This window comes from Streptomyces bungoensis, assembly GCF_001514215.1.
GTDB lineage: Bacteria > Actinomycetota > Actinomycetes > Streptomycetales > Streptomycetaceae > Streptomyces > Streptomyces bungoensis.
This window is the reverse complement of sequence record NZ_KQ948852.1, coordinates 654712-679416: the sequence shown is the minus strand read 5'-3', so window position 1 is coordinate 679416 and position 24705 is coordinate 654712. Positions and strand designations below refer to the sequence as shown.

The window sequence follows — 24705 nt, the reverse complement described above, 5'->3', positions numbered from 1 at the left end:
CGTCCTTCCGCCCCCGGCCGCCTGAGGCGGGCCGCCGGAGAGAACACGCCCCGCGCTCGGCGCGGGGCGGGACGGTGCTGCCCGCAGACGAAGTCCGCGCGGCCGTTCAAACGGGCCGCTTCCCGAACTTCCGCACCCCCTGGGTGCGCTTCTGCGGAGAAACCCTCGTGCCGAACACCGCTGCCGGCCTGCCCGTCGGGCGTGGCCTGCTCTACCTGATCGTCACCGGTGCCACCTGGGGCACCGTGGGCGCCGCCGCCTCCCTGGTCTACCGGACCGGCGACATGGGCGCCTTCACACTCTCCTTCTGGCGGTGCGCCGCCGGACTCGTCCTGCTGCTGGCGGACCGCCTGCTGCGTTCCCGGGCCCGCCCGGCCGCCGCCGAACCCCTGCGTCGCCGGATCGCCAAGGCCGTCGCCACGGGTCTCGGCCTGGCCGTCTTCCAGACCGCCTACTTCGCGGCCGTGGCCTCGACCGGGCTCGCCGTGGCGACGGTCGTCACCCTCGGTGCCGGCCCGGTCCTCATCGCGCTCGGCGCCCGGCTCACCATGGGGGAGCGGCTCGGCACGGGCGGACTGCTCGCCGTCGCCGGAGCCCTGGCCGGGCTGGCCGTCCTGACCCTCGGCGGCTCGCAGGCCACCGTCCGGCCGACGGGCGTGCTGTACGCCCTGCTGTCGGCGGCAGGCTACTGCGCCATGACCCTGCTGACCCGGCGCTGGGGCCGCGACGGCCGCGCCGACGCCTCCGGCACCACCATCGGGGCCTTCGGGGTCACCGCGCTCTGCCTGCTGCCCTTCGCCCTGGCCGAGGGGCTGTACCCGCACACCGGCCACCCGGTGCGGATGCTCGTGCTGCTCGCGTACATCGCGTCGGTCCCGACGGCCCTCGCCTACGGCCTGTACTTCGCGGGGGCGGCCGTCGTGCGGTCCGCCACCGTGTCCGTGATCATGCTGCTGGAGCCGGTCACCGCCGCCGTGCTCGCCGTCCTGCTGCTCGGCGAGCACCTCACGGCGGCCACGGTGACGGGCACCCTGCTGCTGCTCGGCGCGGTCGCGGGTCTGGCGCTGAGCGAGGCCCGCGGGCACCGGCGGATGGCCCCCCTGGCCCCCTGACGGGCGGGACTCACCGCGCCGTCAGGTAGTCCGGGAGCTCGATGCCGGGCGCCAGGTCGGCGTTGGGGACCGGGGTGTCGTAGCCCCTGCGGAGCGGGACGACGCCCGCCCAGTGCGGCAGCGACAGGTCCTCGGACTCGTCGTTCGCGCCGCCGCCGCGGACCTTCGCCGAGACCTCGTCGAGGTCGAGCCGGATGACCGCGGTGGCGGCCAGCTCCTTCTTGTTCGCGGGCCGGGAGTCGGCGGCCCGGCCCGGTACGACGTGGTCCACGAGCGCGTCCAGGGCCAGCCGCCGCTCCTCGGGGTCGGTCACCTCGTGCGCGACGCCGTGGACCACCACCGAGCGGTAGTTGATCGAGTGGTGGAAGGCGGACCGGGCCAGCACCAGGCCGTCGACGTGCGTGACCGTCAGGCAGACGGGCAGGCCCGGGTCGGCCTCGCCCGTCATGCGCAGCGGCCGCGACCCCGTGGAGCCGTGCACGTAGAGCCGCTCGCCGACCCGCCCGTACAGCGTCGGCAGCACCACCGGGGCGCCGTCCCGCACGAAGCCGAGGTGGCAGACGTACCCCTCGTCGAGTATCGCGTGCACCAGGTCCCTGTCGTACGACGCCCGGTTCGCGGACCGGGTGGGCACGGTGCGGTCGGTCGGGGTGTAGGCGGCGGGCTCCTGGGTCCCCTGCATGGCGTTCTCCATTGCACTAGTGCATAATGTGGTTTGTGCTAGGAGAGTATCGGATCCAGGGCCGGGGCGCAGCGGAGATCGCGGCCGACGTGGAGCGGGCCGTCGGCGCCGGTGAGCTGGAGCCGGGCCAAACGCTGCCGCCCATGCGGGAGTTGGCGGCCCGCCTCGGGGTGAACCCGAACACGGTCGCGGCCGCCTACCGCACCCTGCGCGAGCGCGGGGTGATCGAGACCGCGGGGCGCCGGGGCAGCAGAGTCCGGCCGAAGCCGGCCACGACCGGCCGCGAGCGGATCCGGGTGGACGTCCCCGAGGGCGTCCGGGACCTGGCCGACGGCAACCCGGACCCCGCGCTCCTGCCGCCGCTGGCCGAGGCGTTCGCGGCCGCCGCCGCCCTGAGCGACCGCGCGCCCGTGCTGTACGGCGACGACCACGTCGAACCGGAACTGGCGCGCCTCGCCCGTGCCGCCCTGGACGCCGACGCGGTGCCGGACGGCCCCGTGGCGGTGGCCTCCGGCTCGCTCGACGTCGTGGAGCGGGTCCTCGCGGCGCATCTCAAGCCCGGTGACGCGGTCGCGGTGGAGGACCCCGGGTGGGGCAGCCTGCTCGACCTCGTCCCCGCGCTCGGCCTGCGCACGGTCCCGGTCGGCGTCGACGACGAGGGGCCCCGCCCCGACGACGTCCGCCGGGCGCTGGACTCCGGGGCCCTCGCCCTGATCGTCACCGACCGGGCGCAGAACCCGACCGGTGCCGCCGTGACCGCCCCCCGCGCGCGTGCGCTGCGGGCCGTGCTCCGGGAGGCCCCCGGGACCCTGCTGATCGAGGACGACCACGGCCACGGCATCGTCGACGTACCCCTGCACCCCCTCGCCGGAGCCACTCGCCACTGGGCCTTCGTACGGTCCGTCGCCAAGGCCTGGGGCCCCGACCTGCGCCTGGCGGTGTTCACCGGCGACGCCGTCACCGTCGACCGCGTGCGCGGGCGGCAGCGGCTGGGCCCCGGGTGGGTGAGCCGGCTCGTCCAGCGGGCGGTGGTGCGGCTGTGGGCCGACGGCGCGGTGGACACGCGCGCGGTGGCGGCCTCGTACGGCGCCCGCCGGGAGGCCCTGATCGGGGCGCTGGCCGAGCGGGGTGTCACGGCGCACGGCCGCACCGGCATGAACGTGTGGGTGCCGGTCCCCGACGAGACGGGCGCCGTGGCCCGCCTCCTGCACGGCGGCTGGGCGGTCGCCCCAGGAGCCCGGTTCCGCCTGGCCTCGCCCCCCGGCATCCGCATCACGGTCTCGACCCTGACCCCGCGCGAGGCCGCCCCCCTGGCGGAGGCGGTGGCGGCGGCGATCGGCCCGGCACCGGCGCGCACCTACGTCTAGACCGCGCCGGTCTACCCCCGAGCCGTCGGAAGGCTGACAGGGCCGGTCCGCCTTCGAGGCGTCAGGAGGCGCCGCCCTTCGGCTTCACCTGGGTCAGAGCCGCCCCCGCGAGGACGATCACCGCTCCCACCGGGGTGGTCCAGCGCAGCGACTCCCCGAGGATCGCCACGCCCGCGGCCGTGGCGATGACCGGGATGAAGTAGGTGACCATCTGCGCCGTCGTGGGCCCGACCTCGGCGACCAGCCCGTACTGGACGAGCACCGCCAGCCCCGTCCCCAGCGCACCGAGCGCCGCTACCGCCAGCAGCGGGACCAGCGCGAAGTGCGCCGGCACGGAGGTGAACAGCGGCGTCACCACGGCCAGTTGCACGGTGGCCAGCAGCAACTGCGCCCCCGTCATGGACAGATGCGAGTTCCCGGACCCGGCCAGCGTGCGCCGCACGTAGATCCACCCCACCGGGTAGCTCAGCGAGGCCAGCAGCGCCATGGCCGTGCCCCGGGCGTCCAGCCCGTGGAACCCCTGCCAGGCCCCCAGCACCGTGAGCACCCCGAGGAAACCCAGGCCCAGACCGGCGACACGGACCCGCGTGGGCCGGTCCTCGGAGAGCGCGACCATGGACAGCGCCATGCCCCACAGCGGCGAGGTGGCGTTGCAGATGCCGGCGAGCGTGGACGGGATGGTCAGTTCGGAGTACGCGAAGAGGGAGAACGGCAGGGCGTTCAGGAAGAACGCGGCGACCGCCATGTGCCCCCACAGCCGGGCCCCGCGCGGCAGCCGCTCCCGCTTCACGGCCATCGCCGCCACCAGGACCGCCGTGCCGAAGACCAGCCGGCCCAGGGTGACCTGGAACGGCGCGTAGCTCTCCGTGCCCACCTTGATCAGCAGGAAGCTGAAGCCCCAGATCAGGGACAGGGCGCCGAAGCGCAGCCGCCAGCCGAGGCGGGGACGGGGGCGGGCGGGGGCGGGGGACTGGGTCCGGGTGGCGGCGACGGTGCTCATGCCGTCCACGATGCGGGAGGCCCACTTCGTAGCACAATCGAGAATTCACACCCGGTACCTCTTAGAATCGCTTACATGTTGAACCTGGAGCGCCTGCGCACCCTGGACGCCCTCGCCCGGCACGGCTCGGTGAGCGCCGCCGCGGACGCGCTGCACGTCACCACCTCCGCCGTCTCCCAGCAGCTGGGCAAGCTGGAGCGGGAGGCCGGCCAGCAACTGCTCGCCCGGAACGGGCGGGGCGTGCGGCTCACGGACGCCGGGCGGCTGCTGTCCGAGCACGCCGCCCGCATCCTCTCCCAGGTCGAGCTGGCCCAGTCCGACCTGGAGGCGCACCGCGGCCAGGTCGTCGGCGAACTGCGGCTGTCGGCGTTCCCGACCGCCGCCCGCGGCCTGTTCCCGGCCGCGCTCGCCGCCCTGCGCGCCGAGCACCCGGGGCTGCGGGTGCGCTCGAGCGAGCTGGAACCGGAGAACGGGGTGGCCGGTGTCGTCCGCGGCGACCTCGACCTCGCGGTCGTCCTCGACTGGTACAACAAGCCGATGCCGGTGCCCGACGGCCTGGTCAAGGCCGCGCTGCTGGACGATCCGGCCGACGTCGCGATGCCCGCGGGGCACCGGCTCGCGGACCGGGACGAGGTGGACCTCGCCGAGTTCGCCGAGGACGAGTGGATCACCTGGGGCGAGGGCGAGTTCTGCCACGAGTGGCTGATGTTCACGCTGCGCTCGAAGGGCATCGAGCCCATCGTCGGCCACCGCGCCGGCGAGACCCACACCCAGCTGGGGCTCGTCGCCGCCGGCCTGGGCGTGTGCATCGCACCGCTGCTGGGCCGCCACCCGGTGCCGAGCGGCATCGTCATGATCCCGCTCAGGCAGCGCGTGCGGCGCCACGTCTACGTCGTCTGGCGCGCGGACGCCGACCGCCGCCCCTCGATCCGCGCGGCGGTCGGGGCCCTGCGTGCGGCGGCCCGGCAGCTGGGCCAGGAGCAGGACGATCGGCGGGGCGAGGGGCGGGGCGAGGGGCTCTAGACAGCTCCCAGCTTCCGGAAGTCCCAGGAGACGATCCGCTCCGGGGTGAGCCGGGCCCAGGCGTGCCGTCCGTCGTGCGGCATCTCGTCCAGGCCGAAGTTCTTGCGGGCGAACAGCGTCTCCGCCGTGTCGAGTTCGGCGCACAGCTCCCCGGTGCGCGGCACCTCGCCCACGAACTCCACCCGCCCGGACAGCTCGACGCCGCGCAACTGGTCGTACTCCTCGCCCGAGTCGACCACCACCGCCACCCGCGGATCGCGGCGCAGCTGGGCCCAGCGCCTGCTGCGCACCACCGAGTACAGCCACAGCGATGTGCCGTCCCAGGCGAACCACAGGGCGCTCACGTGCGGTGCGCCGTCCGCCGAGACGGTCGCGACCCGGCAGGTGCGCTGGCTGGTCAGGAACTCGTCCAGCTCCCCGGGCGTCATCATGATCTTCCGGCCCCGGCGCTGCTGCGTGACGGTCATACGGCCCCCTCTTCTCCCACGTGATGCCAGAGAACGTCCGGCTGCGGCCGATCCTCTGGCATCACGTCAGAGAAGGGAACGGGTCGGCTCCCGCCCGCGCCCCGATGTGGTCGCTCTCACCGCCCACCTCCTGGCATCAGCGGCGAGGGGGCGTCACGCCGTCCTGCGCGAAGCCCGGCGCGCCGCTCGCTCGCCGTCGCGGGCGGGCCCGCCGGCTGCGTCCCCTCGGCCGCGCCGGCGGGCCGGACCGGCTCAGGCCAGCTTGATCTCGTCACCGGAGACGGTGATCTTCTCGGCGGCCAGCGGCTGGGTGGCGGGCCCGTGCTTGACGCTGCCGTCGGCGACGGAGAAGTGGCTGTTGTGGCACGGGCACACGATCACGCCGCCCGTGACGCTGCCCACCGCGCAGCCCTGGTGGGTGCACTTGGCGGAGAACGCCTTGTAGGTGCCCGCCGTCGGCTGCGTGACCACGACTCCCTTGTCCTTGAATATCTTGCCGCCGCCCTCGGGGATGTCCGAGGTCTTGGCGAGGGCCGTGCCCCCGGCCGAGCCGGTGTCCTCGGAGGCGCCGCCGGCGGACCCGGCCCCGGTCGAGCCGGTCGAGCCGGAGGCACCGGAGCCGGTGGTGACGTTCTTCGAGGAGTCGTCGTCGCTCGAACCGCAGGCGGTCAGCGCGGCGGCGAGCCCGGCCGCTCCGGCCGCCGCCACGACGGTACGGCGGGCCGGTCCCGGTGCGGGCTGAGGCGAGGCGCTGGTCATGTGGGGGTTCCCCTTCCGCGGAGCTCTTCGTGACGTACAGGGGTACGGCCTGCGGGCACCGCCTGTTCAGAACGTCACCCGGATCCCCGCCGTCCCGGCGTGCGGCGGCCGCGAGCCGCGCCGCCCCGCGCCCCGCCACCGTGCCGGGGCTCCGCCCCGGCTCGCGGCATTGGATACTCGGTCCGTCACATGATCGGCTCGCAGCTCGGCGGTTGCCGTGCCGCGTCAACCTCAGAAGGCGGATGCCAGCGTGTTCCAGGAAACCCCCATCTTCAACCGCCTGGTCGCGGAACGGGGTGACGTGCCGACTCAGGCTCGTGCCGAAGCCGACCGCGTGCGCCACGAGCTGTCGCGCGTGCTGCCCTCCGCGCCCTGGCCCGGCGCCCGCCCGCCGCAGCAGCCTCAGCTGCCCGGCGGCAACGTCTCTCCCGGTCTCCTGTGACCTGCGGCGGAGGAACGCGCTCATCGATCTGACCGACGAGGTCAGGTCCTCGGCCAGGTTTCCGGGAGGCTGTGGCCGCCGTCGGCCACGAGGACCGCGCCGGTGACGAACGAGGCCGACTCGTGCGCCAGGAACGCCACGCAAGCGGCGATCTCCTCGGGCGTCCCGCTGCGCCCCGGGGGACCCGCTGCCGCGGCCTCCGCCTCGAAAGCCGACTGCGAGCCGGTCGCCACATAACCGGGCGCCACGACGTTCACCGTGATGCCGTCTCCGACGACCTCCAGGGCGAGCGCCCGGGACAGCCCGACCAGGCCCGCCTTCGCCGCGGTGTAGGTGGCCTGTCCCGGCATCGCGTTGACCGTGCCGGTGGTGGAGCCGACGGAGACGATCCGGCCGTAACCGGCTGCCCGCATGACGGGGACCGCCGCCCGGGACATCAGGAAGGCCGTCGTGAGGTTGCGGGCGAGCGCCGCGTTCCAGTCGGCGAGCGACAGGGCGGCGACGTCCTCCTCGGCGTCCCAGCCCGACGTCACCGACGTCATACCGGCGTTGTTCACCAGCACATCCAGCCGGTCCCACCGTCGCAGCGCCGCCCGCACCAGGGCGTCCGCGCCTTCTTCGGCGGTCAGGTCGGCCACCACACCGACGGCGGCCTCACCGATCTCCGCCGCACGCTGGTGTATCCGCTCGGACGTCGCCCCCAGGACCACCCGGCAGCCTTCCGCCGCCAGTCCCCGGGCGACAGCCATGCCGATGCCGTCGGGACCACCGGCGCCGGTGACGATCGCCACTCGATCGCGGAAGCGAGTCATGGCCGCACCCTCTGTCTTCCCCACGCGGGGAGCTGCTTCTCACAGCCCTCAGGACGATGAAATCGGTGCTGCAACATATCGCTCGCGACTGATTCCGTGCGCACGGGGCCCGCTCACGCCGAAGACGCCACCGCGGCCTAGTCCGTGCGGGCGGCGGCAAGGTGGGCGTCCACGGCGACCACACCGTCGACCCCCTGGCAGAGGCCCACGACGACAGGGACCAGACGCGGTTCCGGGACGTGCCCCCGCAGGGTCACAGTCCCTTCCCGGACCTCGACCGCGACGGTGCCCTCCTCCAGGCCCAGGATGCGCTCCAGGACGACCCGCTCGACGTCGCCGCGGATCTCGGCGTCGGAGCGGATGAAGGTGTGGAGCAGGTCGCTGCGGCTGACGATGCCGGTGAGGAGTCCCTTGTCGCCCACGACCGGCAGTTGCTTGACGTGCCGCCTGTGGAGTTCCCGTGCGGCCCGCGGGATCGTCCAGTCGGCGCGGGCCGTGAAGACGGGGCTGCTCATGAGCGCGCCCGCGGTCCGGGCCCGGGCCTTGCCCCAGGCGCGCTCGTCGCTCCCGTCCAGTCCCTGGGCGTCGGGCATGCCGGTCTCGTGCCGCAGCACGTCGGACGAGGACACGACGCCGACGGGGGCGCCGTCGTCGTCGACGACCGGGGCCGCGGCGATGTCGTTCGCGTCGAGCAGGGCGGCGATCTCGTTGAACGGCGTGTCGGGGCGGAGGGTGATGACCTCCTCGGTCATCACGTCACCGACCGTGCGACGGTGCAGCATGGCGTCAGCCTCCTCCGCTTCGCGCCGGCGCGGCGGCTCGTCCACGCCGTCTTCCCCTACCTATGACAGCACCGCGGCGCGGTTTGTGGGCGGTGACCGGTGCGCCGGCGGGCTCCGTTCGAGTGCGTACGGCCGCTGCCGCCCGCGCCCCAGTAGCCTGGGGCGATGCTCAAGGAAGTCACCGCGACCCGCTACATCACGCCGCTGCGTGAGGGCGGCTCGCTGCCGGGGCTCGTCGAGGCCGACGACTTCGGGACCTACGTCGTCAAGTTCACCGGCGCCGGACAGGGCCGCAAGACGCTCGTCGCCGAGGTCGTCTGCGGCGAACTCGCCCGGCGGCTCGGATTCCGGATGCCCGGCCTGGTCACCGTGCGGCTGGACCCCGTGCTCGGCCTCGGTGAACCCGAGCCGCAGGTGCAGGAACTGCTGAGGTCCAGCGCAGGCGCCAACCTCGGCATGGACTTCCTCTCCGGCGCCCTCGGCTACGACCCGCTCGCCTTCCCCGTGTCCGCCGCGGAGGCCGGGCGGATCGTCTGGTTCGACGCGCTGGTCAACAACGTCGACCGCTCCTGGCGCAACCCCAACCTCCTGGTGCACCGCGGGGAGCTGTGGCTCATCGACCACGGCGCCACCATGATCTGGCACCACAACTGGCCCTCCGCCGAGGCCTCCGCCGCCCGTCCCTACGACGCCTGCGACCACGCCCTCGCCCGGTTCGCGCCCGACGTCGCCGGCGCCGCGGCCGAGCTGGCGCCCCGGATCACCGAGGACCTGCTCGCCGAGGTCACCGCGGACATCCCCGACGCCTGGCTGGAGGGCGAGCCCGGCTTCGACACCGCGGACGACCTCCGCCGGGCCTACGCGCGCCCGCTGCTCGCGCGGGCCGCCGTCATCCACGAGCGCGTCACCGGCATCGAGGGGGCCAAGTGAGCGACAGCAGGATCAACGTGGCCGGTCACCTGACCGAGCGCCACATCACCCGGGCGGGCCAGGGCGGCGACCGGGACGTGTTCGAGTACGCGGTGCTGCGGGTCGTGCCCCGCGTGGAGCGGGGCGAGTGCATCAACGCGGGCGTGGTCCTCTACTGCCGCGCCCAGGGCTACGTCGGCGCCCGCACCCACCTCGACGAGGCCCGGCTGCTGGCCCTGGACCCCGGCGCCGACGTGGCCGGGGTGCGGGCCGCGCTCGGCGCGGTGGAGCGGGTGTGCGCGGGCGGTGCGGAGGCCGGGCAGGCGGCCGGCGACGACGCCGGGCGGCGCTTCCGCTGGCTGATCGCGCCCCGCTCCACCGTCGTCCAGCCCGGCCCGGTGCACACCGGGCTGACCACCGACCCGGTGGCCGAGACCGAGCGCCTGCTGGACGTCCTGGTGAGGTAATGGATCACACCCGCCGGGTGTCCGTTGACACCGGGTGCCAGGGTCTCTAGCGTCACGGGTGGAGAAGGTACTAAGCGGTCGCTCACCGCACGAGAGGCTCTCTCAAGAGCCTGACAGGTTCTCTCAAGGGCGAGGAGAAGCAGCAATGTCCACCACTGAACAGCGGGTCGCGGTCGTCACCGGCGCGGCGCGCGGGATCGGCGCAGCCACCGCCGTACGACTGGCGGCCGAGGGTCGCGCGGTCGCCGTGATCGACCTCGACGAGGCCGCCTGCAAGGACACCGTCGAGAAGATCACCGCGGCCGGCGGCAAGGCGATCGCGGTCGGCGCGGACGTCTCCGACGAGGCGCAGGTCGAGGCGGCCGTCGCCCGGATCGTCGAGGAGCTCGGCGCCCCGACCATCCTCGTCAACAACGCCGGCGTGCTGCGCGACAACCTGCTGTTCAAGATGAGCGCCGCCGACTGGGACACCGTCCTGAACGTCCACCTGCGCGGCTCCTTCCTGATGACGAAGGCCGTCCAGAAGCACATGGTCGACGCCGGCTTCGGCCGCGTCGTCAACCTCTCCTCCTCCTCGGCGCTGGGCAACCGCGGCCAGGCCAACTACTCGGCCGCCAAGGCCGGTCTGCAGGGCTTCACCAAGACCCTCGCCATCGAGCTGGGCAAGTTCGGCATCACCGCCAACGCCGTCGCGCCCGGCTTCATCGCCACCGAGATGACCAAGGCCACCGCCGACCGCGTCGGCATGGGCTTCGAGGACTTCAAGAAGGCCGCCGCCACCCAGATCCCGGTGCAGCGCGTCGGCGAGCCCGAGGACATCGCCAACGCCATCGCCTTCTTCACCGGTGAGGCGGCCGGCTTCGTCTCCGGCCAGGTGCTGTACGTCGCCGGCGGACCGCTCAACTAGGAATCGGGACCATGACTGAACTCTCCGGCAAGGTCGCGCTCGTCACGGGCGCCAGCCGCGGCATCGGCTACGGCGTCGCCGAGGCGCTGGTCGCCCGCGGTGACCGCGTGTGCATCACCGGCCGCAACGAGGACGCCCTGAAGGAGGCCGTCGAGAAGCTCGGCTCCGACCGGGTCATCGGCGTCGCCGGCAAGGCGCACGACCTCGCGCACCAGAGCGAGGCCGTCGGGCGCACCATGGAGGCCTTCGGCCGCCTCGACTTCCTGGTCAACAACGCCGGCACCAACCCGGTCTTCGGCCCGATCGCCGACCTGGACCTGGACGTCGCCCGCAAGGTGTTCGAGACCAACGTGATCTCGGCGCTCGGCTTCGCCCAGAAGACCTGGCACGCCTGGCAGAAGGACAACGGCGGCGCGATCGTGAACATCGCCTCGATCGCGGGCCTCGCGCCGTCGCCGTTCATCGGCGCCTACGGCGTGAGCAAGGCGGCGATGATCAACCTGACCCAGCAGCTGGCGCACGAGTTCGCGCCGAAGGTCCGGGTCAACGCGATCGCGCCGGCCGTCGTCAAGACCAAGTTCGCCCAGGCCCTGTACGAGGGCCGGGAGGCCGAGGCCGCCGCCTCCTACCCGCTCGGCCGGCTCGGCGTGCCGTCCGACATCGGCGGGGCCGCCGCCTTCCTCACCTCGGAGCAGTCCGACTGGGTCACCGGTCAGACGCTCGTCGTGGACGGCGGCATCTTCCTCAACGCCGGCGTCGGCTGACCGCCCGCGTCAGGTCGTCTCTTTCGGGCGCCGATTCCCGGCGGAACGGCGCCCGAAACGCCCTCCCCGCAACGCACAGGAGAATGACAACGTCGTCATAGCACAATCGATCAAGAAGACCTGCTCCGGGACCGGTTCCGGGGCCCGGACGCTGCGGTATGGTCTGCCGACCCTTGGTATGGCAGATCGAGGAGCGTGCGCGTGTTCAACCGGAACCGATTCCTGCGGAGAGTCGCGGCGATCGCGTCCATATCCCTGGTGGCCGGCTGCAGTCTGCTGTCCGACGGAGACTCCGGGAGCAGCGGCCCGATCGTCGTGGGAACCACCAGCGCCCCCAGCACGCTGGACCCGGCCGGCGCCTGGGACGGTTCCTGGGAGCTGTACCGGAACATCTTCCAGACGCTCGTGGCCTACCCCAACGGCGCCACCACGCCCCAGCCCGACGCCGCCGAGAGCTGCGCGTTCACCGACGCCACCAGCCGCACCTACCGCTGCAAGCTGCGCACGGGCATGAAGTTCGCCGACGGCGACCCGCTGAACGCCGAGGCCGTCCAGCACTCCATCGACCGCATCCGCACCATCAACGCCCCCGGCGGGCCGGCCGGACTGCTCGGCAGCCTGGACCGCGTCGAGACGGTCGGCGACAACGAGGTGGTCTTCCGCCTCAACCAGCCCGACGCCACCTTCCCCTTCGTGCTGGCCACGCCCGCCATGTCGATCGTCGACCCCGACGACTACCCCGCCAACTCCCTGCGCAAGGACACCAAGGTCTACGGCTCCGGCCCGTACGAGCTCCAGTCCTACGAGGAGGGCAAGGAAGCGGTCCTGGTCCGCAACGGCAACTACAAGGGGTTCGCCGAGCGGGAGAACAACGCGGTGACCATCCGCTACTTCCAGACGTCCGCCAGCATGGTCAAGGCGCTGCGGGACAAGCAGATCGACGTCACCTACCGCGGTCTCGCCGCCGACGACATCATCGCCCTGCAGCAGCACGGCGACAGCGATCTGCAGTTGGTGGACGGCGCCGGCACCGACATCAGCTACCTGGTGTTCAACCCCAGGGACCCGTGGGCCAAGCAGCCCGCCGTGCGCAAGGCCGTCGCCCAGCTCGTGGACCGGGGCGCCATCGCGCACAAGGTCTACAAGGACACCGTGGACCCGCTGTACTCGATGGTCCCCAAGGGCCTGACCGGCCACACCACCGCCTTCTTCGACGACTTCGGCGACCCGAGCGTCTCCAAGGCCCGCAAGATCCTCACGGACGCGGGCATCACCCAGAAGGTGCCGCTCACCCTCTGGTACACCACCGACCGCTACGGCTCCGAGACGGCCCTGATGTTCCAGGAGCTGAAGCAGCAGCTGGACGACTCCGGCCTGTTCACGGTCACGCTCAAGAGCCGGCCCTGGAAGACCTACGTGGTCGGCTACCAGAAGGGCGAGTACCCGGTGTTCGGCCGCGGCTGGTTCCCGGACTTCCCCGACGCGGACAACTTCATCGCGCCCTTCGTCGGCGAGCAGAACGCGCTCGGGACGCCCTACCCGTCCAAGCAGATCACCTCGGTCCTGCTGCCCCGCTCGCGCGCCCAGAGCGACCGCGCGAAGGTGGTCAAGGACCTCGAGGCGGCCCAGTGGCTCATGGTCCGCGACGCCCGGCTGATCCCGCTGTGGCAGGGGCGGCAGTACATCGCGGCCAGCGACGACATCTCCGGCGGCGAGCAGGCCCTCGACCCGTCGACGATCATGATGATGTGGGAGCTGCACCGCAAGACCAGCTGGTGAACCGGCCGTCCGGCAACGGTTGTCAGTGGTCGCCTGTAGGTTCTGGAACCTGGAAGTGACCGCACGCAGCACGCAGTAGCTGATTGACATCGTGAGGACGTTGACGTGACCGACATCGCCATGCTGCCCGAGTCCTGGCGCGGGGTTCTGGGCGACGAACTGCAGCAGCCCTACTTCAAGGAGCTGACCGAGTTCGTCGAGGAGGAGCGGGCGAAGGGCCCCGTCTACCCGCCGCGCGAGGAGGTCTTCGCCGCGCTCGACGCCACGCCGTACGAGCGGGTCAAGGTGCTCGTCCTCGGCCAGGACCCTTACCACGGCGAGGGCCAGGGGCACGGCCTGTGCTTCTCGGTGCGCCCGGGCGTGAAGACCCCGCCCTCCCTGCGGAACATCTACAAGGAGATGCAGGAGGAGCTGGGCCTGCCCGTGCCGGACAACGGCTATCTGATGCCGTGGGCCGAGCAGGGGGTGCTGCTGCTCAACGCGGTCCTCACGGTGCGGGCCGGGGAGGCCAACTCGCACAAGGGCAAGGGCTGGGAGAAGTTCACCGACGCCGTGATCCGCGCGGTGGCCTCCCGGCCGGACCCGGCGGTCTTCGTCCTGTGGGGCAACTACGCGCAGAAGAAGCTCCCGCTGATCGACGAGACCCGGCACGTGGTCGTCAGGGGCGCCCACCCCTCACCCCTGTCCGCCAAGAAGTTCTTCGGCTCCCGCCCCTTCACCCAGATCAACGAGGCGGTGGCCCGGCAGGGCCACACCCCGATCGACTGGCGCATCCCGAACCTGGGCTGAGCCGGCCGCGCGGCATGCTTCCGGTGGGGGTGCTGTGGCGCCGCGTACGGGGTCGCCTGCCCGGGATCCGACGGGAATGCGGTTAGCGTCGGACGAGGCGGCCGGGAGCCGGCCGACGTACCGTCCGGAGGGCGCGGTGGCGGAGCGACAGGAGCAGGCGGCGCCGGATGCCGTGCTGACACGGATCGGGCAGGTCGTGATGCTGCACCACGGCGGGGACCGCGAGGAGGCCCGGCGCCGGTTCCTGGAACTCTGGGCGGAGATGGGCGAGAGCGGGGACCCGCTGCACCGCTGCACGCTGGCGCACTACCTGGCCGACACCCAGGACGATCCCGGCGACGAACTGGCCTGGGACCTGAGGGCCCTGTCGGCGGCCGAGGAACTGACCGACGGGCGGCCGGGAGCCGACCCCGCGGCGGTGCGCGGCTTCTACCCCTCCCTCCACCTCAACCTCGCCGCCGACTACCTGAAGCTGGGCCGCGCCGAGGCCGCCCGCGCCCACCTCACCCGGGCCCGCGGCGCGGCCGGCGCGCTCGCCGACGACGGCTACGGCGCCGGAGTGCGGGCGGCGATCAGCCGGCTGGAGCTGCGCCTGCTGCGGGACGCGCCACCGGACGGCGACGCCTGGGGGCCGCCCCGGCAGCGGCCCACCGACTAGGCGCGCCGGTCGGGTCAGTGGCCGTAGGTCTGGTTGCAGATCACCGACGCCGGGCTGTCCGGCTGCCAGCCGCCGTACCTGCGGCCCAGCGCGCACACGTCCGGGGCGGTCGGCACCGGCTGCGAGAAGTCCGGCGGGTCCACCCGCTGGTGGCGCGGATGCTCCCGGTGCGGCCGGGAGCGCGGCACGGCGGGCGGGGCCTGCGGCCCGTGCGCGGCCGGCGGCTCCGCCGTCCGGCGCCCCGGCTCGCGGTGCGGGGCCGGGCGCGGCTGCCGGGACGGGCCGACCATCTCCAGGGCCTCCCGCGCCGGCGCCTGCACCGCCCGGGGCCGCGCCTTGCCGTCCGGCCGGGGCGCCGCCGGCTGCGAGGGCACGGTGTCCGGTGGGGGAGCCGGTGCCGCCGGCCGCCCGACCGTCACACAGCCGGAGAGGGCCGAGACGGCCACGGTGACCAGAAGCGCTGCGGTGGTCGTCGTTCGATGCACCCACACAACTCTGCTGAAGCGCGGCGGGGTTGGCACCGCCTTCCGGAGTTTCGTGCCGCCGCACGGGTGATCACGCACCCCGTACGAGGGGACGCCGCGGCCCGAAGCTGACGCTCAGTCGCCGGTGGCGCCGTCGATCCGCTCCCGGACGAGGTCCGCGTGGCCGTTGTGCCGGGCGTACTCCTCGATCATGTGCGTGTAGATCCAGCGGAGGCTGAACGGCTCGTCGGTGAAGCGGCTCCGCCCCTTGGAGAGGTCGTCGAGCCCGAACCCGGCCGCGATGCGCCGGGCGGCCGTGATCTCCGCCTGCCAGGTGCCGTAGGCCTCCTGCCAGGTGTCCGCCCCGGTGAGGTGGAACTCGCCGTCCGGGTCCTCCTCGGTGCAGTAGATCAGGCCGGGGTCGTCGCCCACCAGCACCTTGCGGAACCAGGCCCGCTCCACCTCGGCCATGTGACGGACCAGGCCCATCAGGGAGAGCTCGGACGGCGGCACGGAGGCGGTGCGCAACTGCTCGTCGGTCAGGCCCTCGCACTTCCACGCCAGGGTCCGGCGGTGGTAGTCCAGCCAGCCCTCCAGCATGGCGCGTTCACCGGCGGTCTGAGCGGGCTCTTGTCGTGCGGTCGTCATGCCCGCATCCTCGCATCCCCGTCCGCCTCGTCACCAGCGTATTTCCGGGCGCCCAGCATCCCCGCCGGCAGCTCCCGCAGCCCCCCGCGCACCTCGTCCGGGCCCGGCATCTCGGCGCTGAAGAAGCCGGCCGCGCGGGAGAACATCGGGCCGTCCGCCCAGGCGACCAGCGACAGCACGTGCCGGGCCGGGGCGGGCGAGCCGGCGGCGGTCAGCATCGCCGCCAGCCGCTCCCTGAAGGCGGCGCCGGTCGCGGCGTAGAAGGTTCGCAGCCCGGGGCGACGGGTGGCCTCCAGGACCAGTTCGCAGCGGGCGATCAGCAGCTCACGGCCCCGGGTCAGCGAGCGGTGCACCGCCAGGGCCGGTCCCTCGGCCGGCGCGTCGGGCCCGCCGTGCGGGTCGGGCAGCTCCTCGGCGGACAGCACCCGCGCCTCCCGCTCGGCGTGCCGGCGCACCGCGAGCTCCGTCAGCGCCTGCCGGGTCCGCGCCGCGTTCGACGTCGACCCCTGCGGCAGCCCCGCGCCTCGTCCACCGCCCGGTGCGTCAGCCCGAGCATCCCGCGCTCGGCGAGCAGGGCGAGGGCGATGAGGGCGGCGACCAGGCCGTCGAGGACGCGGTCGTCCTCGCCCACCACGGCGGCGACCCGGCCGCCTACCCCGCCGCCCCGCTCCCGCGCACGACCGCGATCGCCCGCCGGGCCGTGCGCGCCGCCCGCCTGAACACGGCCGGCAGCCGCACCGCCGGCGCCGTGCGCGACACCGCGGTCGCCACCCTGTCCAGGGCCGCCCCCGCCCTGCCGCTGCGCGGCTTCGACGGCATCGCCGGCCGGCAGCCCCCGTATGCTTCCGGCAGGGAATCCGCAGGCAACCGGTAGGGGAGCGCACGTGAAGGTCGGCTGCATCGGACTCGGCGACATCGCGCAGAAGGCCTACCTGCCGGTCCTCGCGACCCAGCCCGGGATCGACCTGCACCTGCAGACCCGGACGCCGGCGACCCTCGACCGGGTCGCCGGAAGCCTGCACCTGCCCGCCGAGCGGCGGCACACCACCTTGGACTCCCTGCTCGCCACCGGCCTGGACGCGGCCTTCGTGCACGCGCCCACCGCCGTCCACCCGGAGATCGTCACCCGCCTGCTCGAAGCCGGCATACCGACGTACGTCGACAAGCCGCTCGCCTACAGGCTCGCCGAATCCGAGCGTCTGGTGGCCCTGGCCGAGGAGCGCGGCGTCTCCCTCTGCGTCGGCTTCAACCGGCGCTACGCCCCCGGGTACGCGCAGTGCGCCGACCACCCGCGCGAGCTGATCCTCATGCAGAAGAACCGGGTCGGGCTGCCCGAGGAGCCCCGCTCGATGATCCTCGACGACTTCATCCACGTGGTCGACACCCTGCGGTTCCTGGTCCCGGGGCAGGTCGACGACGTCAGCGTGCGCGCCCGCACGGAGGGCGGGCTGCTGCACCACGTGGTGCTCCAGCTCGCCGGCGACGGCTTCACCGCGCTCGGCGTGATGAACCGGCTCAGCGGCTCGGCGGAGGAGATCCTGGAGGTCTCCGGGCAGGACACCAAGCGCCAGGTGGTCAACCTCGCCGAGGTCGTCGACCACAAGGGCCAGCCGACGGTGCGGCGGCGCGGCGACTGGGTGCCGGTGGCCCGGCAGCGCGGCATCGAGCAGGCCGTCCTCGCCTTCCTCGACGCCGTGCGCGCGGGCACGGTGCTCAGTGCCCGTGACGCGCTGGCGACTCACGAACTGTGCGAGCGGGTCGTGGAAGCGGTTCTCGGCCCGTCCGCCGCAACCTGAGCGTCCGTCCGCCCTCCACCGCGCACAGCGCGGCCAGGACCAGCAGCGCGGCGTGCACGGTCCAGTCGCCGTAGCGGACGTACGGCGTCACACCGTGCGCCAGCGGTACCTCGTACACGCGGGCGGTGCTCGCGTCCGTGCCGAGCCACGGCCCCAGGCGCTGCCCGGCCGGGCCGTAGACGGCGGAGACGCCGGTCAGCGTCGCGTGCACCATCGGGCGGCCGGTCTCCGCAGCCCGCAGCGCGGCCAGCGAGGCGTGCTGCTCCGGCGCCCAGCTGCCCTGGAAGGTGGAGGTGGAGGACTGTCCGAGGAGCACGTCCGCGCCGTCCCCGGCGAGGTGGCGGCTCATGTCCGGGAACGCGGTCTCGAAGCACACCAGCGGCCCGACCCGCAGCCGGTGCCCGACGTTCATCACCACCTGCTCGGTGCCGCGCCGCCGGTCCTCGGCGGCCGCCCTGCCCATCGAGGTGACCCAGCCCAGCACGGACCGGGCCGGGATGTACTCGCCGAACGGGATGAGCCGCATCTTGTCGTAGCGCTCACCGGTCGGGCCGTCGGGGCCGACGAGGACGGAACTCTTGTAGATGCCGGGCCGGTCGGAGCGGCGGGCGTCGACGTTGACCAGCACGTCGGCGCCGGTCAGCCGGGACAGCGCCGCGATCCGCCGGGCCAGGTCGGGCCGGTCGGCCAGGTCGTAGCCGACGCTGGACTCGCCCCACACCACCAGGTCGACGCGCTGCCCGGCGAGCCGCCGGGTCAGCTCTTCTTCGCGGTCGAACCGCTTCGCGGGGCTGTCGCGCCCGGCCACGATCCCGGGCTGCACCACGGCGATCCGCACCCGCCCGTCCGGGTGCGGGCGCGGTGCCCACGCCCAGGCGGCGGAGGCCGCCGCGGCCGCGGCGACCAGACCGGCCACGGCCGGCACGCGCGAGCGGCGCACGGCCACCAGGACCGCGACCGCCACGTTGACGGCCACCACCAGGAAGCTGATCAGCCACACCCCGCCGACCGAGGCCAGCCGCAACGCCGGTCCCACCTGCCACTGGCTGGAGCCGAGCATCCCCCAGGGCCCGCCGAGCCCCTGCCAGGAGCGCACCAGCTCCACCGCCAGCCACGCCGACGGCAGCACCAGCAGCCCGGCCGCGCACCGCCCGGGCGGAGGCGTCCCGCCGAGGAACCTGCGCACGAGCCACCCCCAGGGCGCCCACAGGACGCTCAGCAGCCCGGCTATCAGGAAGATGAACACGTGCAGGCTCGGCAGCAGCCAGTGGTGCACGGCCACCATGAACCCGAACCCGCCGCACCAGCCGTCGAAGGCGGCCCGCCGGCCGGTCTGCGCCGAGCGGGCGAGCAGCATCCAGGGCACCAGGGCGACGTACGCGAACCACCACAGCGAAGGCGCCGGGAACGCGAGCACGGGCAGGGCACCGGCGAGCGCGGCGGCACCCGAGCGCCGCCACGGGGAGGTCAGCCAGCGGTCGATCGTCCTCATGGGAAGTCTCCCTACCCAGGGCTGGCTCCAGTGTGCGCGCCGGAAGCGATCTCCGACAGGGCACGCGGTCCCCTCCGGGCGGCCGGGCGGGTCCCCGGCCTCCTCAGCCGGTCACCCCCACCGGCCTGCGCTCCTGCGTCCGGCGCCACTTCTCGTGCACGACGACCTCGCGCAGCCGCCAGCCCTCCCGTGTGCGCAGCAGACCGAAGTCGTACCGGCCCCCGCACTCCAGGTCCGGCGCCCCGCGGTCGCCGGCGGCCGTGAGCCGCATCGGGTTGAGGTAGTCGGCCCGCACCCGGGCGGTGTCCCCGGTGTCGTGCTCCAGCACCCCGAACCGCACCCGGCGGTTGACGATCAGGTGCTGCCGCGTCGCGAACACCGCCAGACTCTGCGCGAGCCACCCGGCCACCTGCCCGGCCTCGCCCTCGATACCGCCGGCGGACCGGTAGTCGGCCCGCCCGTCCGCGGTGAACAGCTCCCGGTACGCGGTCCAGTCACCGTCGTCCACCGCTCCCGCGTAGTCGGTCACCACGTCGTCCACGGCCAGCCGGTCCATCACGGTCGCCAACTCCACGCGCTGCGTCATCGGCACAGTGTTGGGCAACCGGGGCGACGTGCCAAGAGGGCGTGCGGCGATGTCCGGCCGCGGCCCGGGAACGGCACCGTCCGTCAGGGACGTCGGGGAAGGAGCGCCAGGGCTTCCGTCAGGTTGTGCTCGACGATCCGGAGCATGGTGTCCCGGTCGGGGAAGTCGCCGTCGAGCAGCCGCAGCGGCCCGGCGACCAGGGACAGGTGCAGGGCGAGCGCGTAGAGGTCCAGCCGCCGCGGGTCGAGACCGGGCCGGGACAGCACGGGGTAGTGCGCGCCGAAGCGGAGCCGGAGGAACACGTGTTCCCACTCGACGTCGAAGTGCATGAGGCCCTCGACGTCGATCAGCACCGCGTGCCCGGCGGCGTCGACCAGGACGTGGTCGGGCCCCAGCTCCCCGTGGATCAGGCCGTGTTCGGCACGGGGGGTCACCAGTGCGGCCAGGCCGTGGAGGCGGTCGCGCAGCCGACCGTGCACCGCGGCGATCCTGCGGTCCCGTTCCGAGGCTTCGCCGAGGTCGCGCAGGGCGCGGTCGAGGACCAGCTGCTCGCAGGAGACCCCGCTCGCCGTGCCGCCCCGCTCCAACAGGTCCACCCGGCCGTACCGCGCGACGCGGTGCCGGTGCATGCGGTCCGTCACCGTGGCCAGGTCCCTCAGGGCCGCGGCCGCGCGGGCGGGGTCGCTCGCGAAGAGCGCTTCGAGCGTGTCCTCGGAGACGTCCTCGACCACGGCCACGTCCGCCCGGTGACGGAGCCGGCCGCCGTCCGCCAGGAAGATCCGCGGGACTCTCACGCCCAGGCCGTCCAGGCTCCGCCGGGCGGCCAGGAACGGGGCGAGACCCGAGGCGGGGGCGAACGGGTCGGCGGAGTCGGTCCCGCGCTCGGCGGGCCAGAAGTTCTCCGCCTCGGCCCAGCTGTAGACGATCACGCTGCCCAGGGGCGCACCGTCGACCCGGACCCGGTACACCCCCTTCTTGCTGCCGCCGCGCAGCCGGTCCACCGCGACCGCGCGGCAGCCCGGCCCCAGCGCGGTGCGCACCAGTCCCGACAGGTCCTCGATCTCCGCGAGCTTTCGCATCGTCGGAACCTAGCGGACACGCGGCCGGCTACTCGACCTCGATTCCGAAGTCCCGCACGAGTTCCTCCAGGCCGCCCGGGTAGCCCCGGCCGCCCAGGACGAAGTCCCAGTCCCCGTTCGCCCTCCGGCGGAACGAGCCGAGGACCAGGGCGGTCTCGTGCGGCCGGCCGTCGGAGACGTCCAGGCACCCCTGCTCCGCCAGCGTCGGGTCGAGCAGGCGGATGCGGGCGTCCGTGAAGCCGGAGAGGTCGGCGTCCGGATTGACCTCCGGGTCGATCGCGGCCACCAGGACGAACCGGTCGGCCTCGGCCGGCAACCCGTCGAAGGAGACGCGGACGGCGGCCTTGTCGGGTGCGGTGGCGGGAAGGGCCCGCACGGAACCGTCCGGGGTCTGCGGGTTGTTGTAGAAGACGAAGTGGTCGTCGCTGAGGACGCGGTCGCCACGGCAGACGAGCGCGCACACGTCCAGCGCGACGCCTCCGGTCCACGACATGCCGAGGATGCTGTAGTCCTCGGGCAGCCGGGTGTCCGCAACCGTGGGCGTCGGCTGCGCCGTGGTCCGGCGGGCACCGCCTCCCAGCCGTCCGGGCAGGCCGTGACGGTGCAGCAGGTCGACGAGTTCGGCTCCCGAGACCAGTTCCAGCGGCTTGCCGTTGGCGAAGGTGTGCGAGCCGGGGCCGAACCGCGAGGTCGTCACGAGGACGCCCTTGTTGGCGCCGGTGTCCTGCACGGTTCCGTACAGGTCGCGCACCGCGGTCGGCGGCACCGTGTTGCGGTAGCGCTTGACCTGCACGACGATCTTGCCGCCCCGGATCGGTGCCGGGTCCAGCGCGTCGACGTCCACGCCGCCGTCGTTCGAGCGCTGGGTGGTGACCGCCTGCATCCCCATGGCGCGGAAGAGGTCGGCGACGAGGTTCTCGAAGGCGATCGGGTCCATCTCGTACAGGTCGGGCTCGTCGTCGCCGCCGTGCGTGACCACCCGGTTCCCGACCTCCTGCGGCCGGCGGCCCGGCCGCACCGGGGTGAGCTGGTCGGGGCGGGCCGAGAGCTGGCCGCGCAGGGCGTCGGCCAGGCAACTGCAGGCGTCCACCTGCGCCAGGTGCAGGTCGCGGAACGTCGAGCGGGCGGCCATCACCGTCGCCAGGTAGACGGGGCCCGGCCGGCCCGTCGTCGGGTCGTGCCCGTCCACGAACCCGTTCAAGCTCACCGACTCCAGCGCGCCCGCCTCGTCCGCGGCGAAGAGTTCGTGCAGGACGAGCAGCATGCACTGGGCGAGGACCTCCCGGTACAGGGCGCGGCGCTGCCCGACCGGCCGGGGGGTCTCCTTGTCCTGGTCCGCTCCGGACACGTACCGGACGGACTTCACCTCGGGAATCACGTCGCAGCCGGGCAGCTCCCAGTCCAGGACCAGCTGTCCCGCCGCCGCGTCGTACGCCGCCGCCACCTGACGCGGGAACCCCTCCGGCCACGCGGTCGAGGCGTAGAGCGCGGCGGAGAAGTACTCGATCACGGCGTCGGGATCGCGGCGCCGCACCCCCTCGGTCAGTTCGGTGACGCCGGCGTTGTGCCGCCGCACCTCGGCCGACCGGGTGTCGGCCCAGTTCTGGTACTGCCGCTGGTACTCCGCCAGTTGCTGCCGCCGCCGCGCCTCCGCCGCCTGGGCCGCGTGCCAGTCCCGCTCGAAGCGCGCCCGGGCCTCCGCCTGCGCCTGGGCGCGGCGGCCGGCGGTCCACCCGCTCTGCGTCTGGTAGTGATCGAAGACCGGCAGCGGAACGGGCTGGGCCAGCGCACCCGGCGCGAAGGGCGCGATCTCCTCCGAACGCAGCAGAGCCGAAGCCCGGAAGGGCGGAGCCTGGCATCCCGAGGCCAGCAGACCCTGCAGCGACGCGACCTGGGCGTCCAGTTCCCCGGTGCGGCGCATGGCCTCCGCCTGCCGGTACTCGCGGTAGCTCTGGGCGGCCCGCCGCTGGTGGGCCCGCTCCTGCTGGGCCTCCTGCCGGCGTCGTCTGGCCTCGGCCTCCATCTGGCGCTGCTGCTGCCTCTGCATCTCGGCCCAGATGCCGACCATGCCACTGGAGCGACGACTCATGTGGTGCGGGCCCTCCCCAACGCGCTCTGGCTGTCCCCACAACCAGGTGTGACGGGATGACTGTATCCAGCAGTCGCCTTCTCGCACATCCGCCCGGCGGCAGCGACCCGGGCGGGCCGGGTCCGCGGGCCGCCGTGACGCGGGGACCGCTCCCGGAGCGGGCCCCCGCTGGGCCGAACGCCGGGCTTCCGCGCGCGTCGGGGCCGGACGGGCCGGTGGCGCGGGATGGCCGCGTTAGCGTCGAGCCTCATGTGACGTGGGAGCACGGGAGGTGTCGCGGTGCCGGCAGCCGGGTCACGCGACCACACGCCGCTCCTGCCGGTCGTGCTCGGGCTTGCCCTGGCGTTCACGGTGACGGTCGTCGACCCGCTGGTGCTCAGCCTGAACCTGCCGGAGGTGAGCCGGGGCCTGCACGTGCCGCCGCAGGCCGTCGGGCTGCTCGGGGGAGCGGCGACGCTGGTGATGGCCGCCTCCGTCCTCGCCGCGGGCAGGCTCGGGGACGCCGTCGGGCTCAAGCGGCTGCTGATGACGGGGCTGAGCGTCGTCACGGTCGTCGACCTGCTCTCCACGCTGTCTCCCGGCTTCGGCTTCCTGCTGGCGATGCGCTTCCTGACCGGGCTGGGCATGACCGCGCTGCTGGGCGTGCCGCTGGCCCTGCTGAAGGTGTCCGTGCCGCCGGAGAGGCGGCCGGTGGCCATCGGTGTGCTGATGGCCGTCGACGTGCTCCTGTGCGGGGTGACACCCGCGTTCACGGGCTGGGCGGTGTCGGTCGTCGGCTGGCGGTTCCTCTTCCTGATCGCGCCGGTCCTGTGCCTGGTCTCGCTCTGGCTGACCGCCCGGTACGTCAAGGAGTCACCCGCCCAGCCGGGCCGTCACCTCGACCTGCCCGGTGTCTCCCTGATCGGGGTGACCCTGCTGGGCCTCGTCGTCGGTCTCGCCGCGGCCCAGAACGGCGTGTCCCGGCCCCAGACCTGGGTGCCGCTGCTGGTCGGCACGGTCACCCTCGTGCTCTTCGTGCTGCGCGAGCGCCGCGCCCCCGACCCCGCCCTGGACCTGGGGCTGTTCCGCAGCGCGCCCTTCTGCGTGGCCCTCGCGGCGACCCTCACGCTCAACTTCCTGATCGCCGGGCTCAGCATCGTCCTGGGGCAGTTCGGCAGCGCGATCCTGGACCTGTCCCCCGAGAGCATCGGCCTGCTGTACCTGCCCGGCACCGTGCTGATCGCCGGTGCCGTGATCGGGGCCGGGCGCCTGATCGAGAAGTACACCCCGCGGCCGGTGATGGTCACCGGCCTGCTGGTGATGGCGGCGAGTGGGCTGCTGCTGGCGGGCACCGCCGGCCCGAAGATGGCGGTGTGGCTGCTCGTGCCGACGATCTGGCTGTGCAACCTCGGGTCGGTGGTCGCCTCGGCCTCGGTGTCCGAAACGGTCCTGTCCCAGGCGCCGCCGGGGCGTTCCGGCACGGTGGCCTCGGTGCAGATGGGCTTCGCGGTGACCGGCTCCGCCTTCGGGCCCGCCGTCTACCTCCTGCTGCTGAACACCTTCTTCCACCGGCAGTGGCTGGCCGACGCGCAGGCGCGCGGCCTGTCGGCGACCGAGGCCCAGCAGGCCGTGGACGCGGTGCGCAGCGGGATGGCGCACAGCCCGGGCCTGACCGTGTACGACCCGAACCTGCTCCGTCAGGCCTCGGGACTGAACCTCGGGCTGGACTTCACCGCCGGCCTGCGCCTCACCATGCTGATCGTCAGCGTCCTGCCGGTCGCCGTCGCGCTGGCGGCGCTCCTGCTGATGCCGCGCCGCAGGGCGTCCGGGGCGTAGGGCCTGCCGAGACTCCG

Annotated in this window: 26 protein-coding genes and 1 pseudogene; 14 read left to right on the top strand and 13 right to left on the bottom strand. The window is 73.6% G+C overall.

The annotated features are described in order from the left end of the window. Window positions 1-167: 167 nt before the first annotated feature. On the top strand, window positions 168-1112 hold the full coding sequence (locus AQJ66_RS07315) for a DMT family transporter (RefSeq protein ID WP_061918204.1): 945 nt from the start codon (window positions 168-170) through the stop codon (window positions 1110-1112). A 10-nt stretch (window positions 1113-1122) separates the two neighbouring features. Here AQJ66_RS07315 and AQJ66_RS07310 read toward each other — a convergent pair whose 3' ends face one another. Continuing rightward, a complete protein-coding gene (locus tag AQJ66_RS07310; RefSeq protein WP_061918202.1) occupies window positions 1123-1794 on the bottom strand; it encodes a pyridoxamine 5'-phosphate oxidase family protein in 672 nt (223 codons plus the stop codon). Between the two features lie 35 nt (window positions 1795-1829). On the opposite strand from AQJ66_RS07310, the gene AQJ66_RS07305 reads away from it, so the two are divergent. Continuing rightward, entirely contained in the window at window positions 1830-3161 is a 1332-nt protein-coding gene (locus AQJ66_RS07305) for an aminotransferase class I/II-fold pyridoxal phosphate-dependent enzyme (protein WP_061918200.1), read from the top strand. A 61-nt stretch (window positions 3162-3222) separates the two neighbouring features. Here AQJ66_RS07305 and AQJ66_RS07300 read toward each other — a convergent pair whose 3' ends face one another. Next, window positions 3223-4161 carry a DMT family transporter gene (locus tag AQJ66_RS07300; RefSeq protein ID WP_061918198.1) on the bottom strand — a complete coding sequence of 313 codons (939 nt, stop codon included), beginning with the start codon at window positions 4159-4161 and terminating at the stop codon, window positions 3223-3225. A 75-nt stretch (window positions 4162-4236) separates the two neighbouring features. On the opposite strand from AQJ66_RS07300, the gene AQJ66_RS07295 reads away from it, so the two are divergent. Next, window positions 4237-5184 carry a LysR family transcriptional regulator gene (locus AQJ66_RS07295; RefSeq protein ID WP_061918196.1) on the top strand — a complete coding sequence of 316 codons (948 nt, stop codon included), beginning with the start codon at window positions 4237-4239 and terminating at the stop codon, window positions 5182-5184. Here the strand turns inward: AQJ66_RS07295 and AQJ66_RS07290 are convergent. Together AQJ66_RS07290 and AQJ66_RS07285 are read right to left on the bottom strand one after the other, a co-directional pair. Beyond that, window positions 5181-5651, bottom strand: coding sequence for a pyridoxamine 5'-phosphate oxidase family protein (locus AQJ66_RS07290; protein ID WP_061918194.1), 471 nt, complete (start codon window positions 5649-5651; stop codon window positions 5181-5183). The two genes, AQJ66_RS07295 and AQJ66_RS07290, sit on opposite strands and share 4 nt — an antisense overlap. Window positions 5652-5903: 252 nt before the next feature. Then, window positions 5904-6410: a Rieske (2Fe-2S) protein gene (locus AQJ66_RS07285; protein WP_061918193.1), complete on the bottom strand. Its 507-nt coding sequence runs from the start codon at window positions 6408-6410 to the stop codon at window positions 5904-5906. 250 nt (window positions 6411-6660) lie between these two features. On the opposite strand from AQJ66_RS07285, the gene AQJ66_RS07280 reads away from it, so the two are divergent. Then, window positions 6661-6852 (top strand): hypothetical protein, encoded by a 192-nt coding sequence (locus AQJ66_RS07280; protein WP_061918191.1) that lies wholly within the window; start codon window positions 6661-6663, stop codon window positions 6850-6852. A 41-nt stretch (window positions 6853-6893) separates the two neighbouring features. On the opposite strand, the gene AQJ66_RS07275 is transcribed toward AQJ66_RS07280, so the two are convergent. Continuing rightward, a complete protein-coding gene (locus AQJ66_RS07275; protein ID WP_061918189.1) occupies window positions 6894-7664 on the bottom strand; it encodes an SDR family NAD(P)-dependent oxidoreductase in 771 nt (256 codons plus the stop codon). A gap of 137 nt (window positions 7665-7801) precedes the next feature. Then, window positions 7802-8446, bottom strand: coding sequence for a CBS domain-containing protein (locus tag AQJ66_RS07270; protein ID WP_061918374.1), 645 nt, complete (start codon window positions 8444-8446; stop codon window positions 7802-7804). Between the two features lie 165 nt (window positions 8447-8611). Between AQJ66_RS07270 and AQJ66_RS07265 the strand changes: the two genes are divergently transcribed. The 7 genes from AQJ66_RS07265 to AQJ66_RS07235 all read left to right on the top strand — a co-directional run bounded on the left by AQJ66_RS07265 (window position 8612) and on the right by AQJ66_RS07235 (window position 14719). Further along, window positions 8612-9376, top strand: coding sequence for a HipA family kinase (locus AQJ66_RS07265; RefSeq protein ID WP_061918187.1), 765 nt, complete (start codon window positions 8612-8614; stop codon window positions 9374-9376). A 29-nt stretch (window positions 9377-9405) separates the two neighbouring features. Then, complete coding sequence (locus tag AQJ66_RS07260; RefSeq protein ID WP_425264267.1) at window positions 9406-9822, top strand: DUF3037 domain-containing protein; 417 nt, start codon at window positions 9406-9408, stop codon at window positions 9820-9822. A gap of 145 nt (window positions 9823-9967) precedes the next feature. After that, window positions 9968-10729: a 3-oxoacyl-ACP reductase FabG gene (fabG, locus tag AQJ66_RS07255; protein ID WP_061918183.1), complete on the top strand. Its 762-nt coding sequence runs from the start codon at window positions 9968-9970 to the stop codon at window positions 10727-10729. A gap of 11 nt (window positions 10730-10740) precedes the next feature. After that, window positions 10741-11493, top strand: a complete 753-nt coding sequence (locus tag AQJ66_RS07250; protein WP_061918181.1) for an SDR family oxidoreductase — start codon at window positions 10741-10743, stop codon at window positions 11491-11493. A 201-nt stretch (window positions 11494-11694) separates the two neighbouring features. After that, window positions 11695-13272 (top strand): ABC transporter substrate-binding protein, encoded by a 1578-nt coding sequence (locus AQJ66_RS07245; protein WP_061918179.1) that lies wholly within the window; start codon window positions 11695-11697, stop codon window positions 13270-13272. A gap of 105 nt (window positions 13273-13377) precedes the next feature. Beyond that, complete coding sequence (ung, locus tag AQJ66_RS07240) at window positions 13378-14061, top strand: uracil-DNA glycosylase (RefSeq protein ID WP_061918176.1); 684 nt, start codon at window positions 13378-13380, stop codon at window positions 14059-14061. A gap of 136 nt (window positions 14062-14197) precedes the next feature. Beyond that, window positions 14198-14719, top strand: coding sequence for a hypothetical protein (locus tag AQJ66_RS07235; protein ID WP_061918174.1), 522 nt, complete (start codon window positions 14198-14200; stop codon window positions 14717-14719). A 14-nt stretch (window positions 14720-14733) separates the two neighbouring features. On the opposite strand, the gene AQJ66_RS07230 is transcribed toward AQJ66_RS07235, so the two are convergent. The 3 genes and pseudogenes from AQJ66_RS07230 to AQJ66_RS07220 form a co-directional block, all read right to left on the bottom strand. Next, window positions 14734-15204, bottom strand: a complete 471-nt coding sequence (locus tag AQJ66_RS07230; protein WP_061918372.1) for a hypothetical protein — start codon at window positions 15202-15204, stop codon at window positions 14734-14736. A 114-nt stretch (window positions 15205-15318) separates the two neighbouring features. After that, window positions 15319-15831: a DinB family protein gene (locus tag AQJ66_RS07225; protein WP_061918171.1), complete on the bottom strand. Its 513-nt coding sequence runs from the start codon at window positions 15829-15831 to the stop codon at window positions 15319-15321. Next, window positions 15828-16465, bottom strand: a pseudogene (locus tag AQJ66_RS07220) (TetR/AcrR family transcriptional regulator). The gene AQJ66_RS07225 and the pseudogene AQJ66_RS07220 overlap by 4 nt, the downstream one beginning before the upstream one ends. Between AQJ66_RS07220 and AQJ66_RS38760 the strand changes: the two are divergent. Together AQJ66_RS38760 and AQJ66_RS07215 are read left to right on the top strand one after the other, a co-directional pair. Further along, complete coding sequence (locus AQJ66_RS38760; protein WP_159052534.1) at window positions 16370-16705, top strand: hypothetical protein; 336 nt, start codon at window positions 16370-16372, stop codon at window positions 16703-16705. The pseudogene AQJ66_RS07220 and the gene AQJ66_RS38760 sit on opposite strands and share 96 nt — an antisense overlap. Before the next feature lie 10 nt (window positions 16706-16715). After that, window positions 16716-17627, top strand: a complete 912-nt coding sequence (locus tag AQJ66_RS07215) for a Gfo/Idh/MocA family protein (RefSeq protein ID WP_061918169.1) — start codon at window positions 16716-16718, stop codon at window positions 17625-17627. Here AQJ66_RS07215 and lnt read toward each other — a convergent pair. From lnt to AQJ66_RS07195, 4 genes are all read right to left on the bottom strand, one after another. Continuing rightward, entirely contained in the window at window positions 17545-19119 is a 1575-nt protein-coding gene (gene lnt / locus AQJ66_RS07210; RefSeq protein ID WP_061918167.1) for an apolipoprotein N-acyltransferase, read from the bottom strand. The genes AQJ66_RS07215 and lnt overlap by 83 nt on opposite strands. Window positions 19120-19222: 103 nt before the next feature. Then, window positions 19223-19705, bottom strand: coding sequence for a nuclear transport factor 2 family protein (locus AQJ66_RS07205; RefSeq protein ID WP_167359149.1), 483 nt, complete (start codon window positions 19703-19705; stop codon window positions 19223-19225). An 83-nt stretch (window positions 19706-19788) separates the two neighbouring features. Next, window positions 19789-20784 (bottom strand): phosphotransferase, encoded by a 996-nt coding sequence (locus tag AQJ66_RS07200; protein ID WP_061918164.1) that lies wholly within the window; start codon window positions 20782-20784, stop codon window positions 19789-19791. Window positions 20785-20812: 28 nt separating this feature from the next. Beyond that, window positions 20813-22873 carry a restriction endonuclease gene (locus AQJ66_RS07195; RefSeq protein ID WP_208611295.1) on the bottom strand — a complete coding sequence of 687 codons (2061 nt, stop codon included), beginning with the start codon at window positions 22871-22873 and terminating at the stop codon, window positions 20813-20815. 279 nt (window positions 22874-23152) lie between these two features. On the opposite strand from AQJ66_RS07195, the gene AQJ66_RS07190 reads away from it, so the two are divergent. Continuing rightward, window positions 23153-24688, top strand: coding sequence for an MFS transporter (locus AQJ66_RS07190; protein WP_061918162.1), 1536 nt, complete (start codon window positions 23153-23155; stop codon window positions 24686-24688). The last annotated feature ends 17 nt before the right edge of the window (window positions 24689-24705 follow it).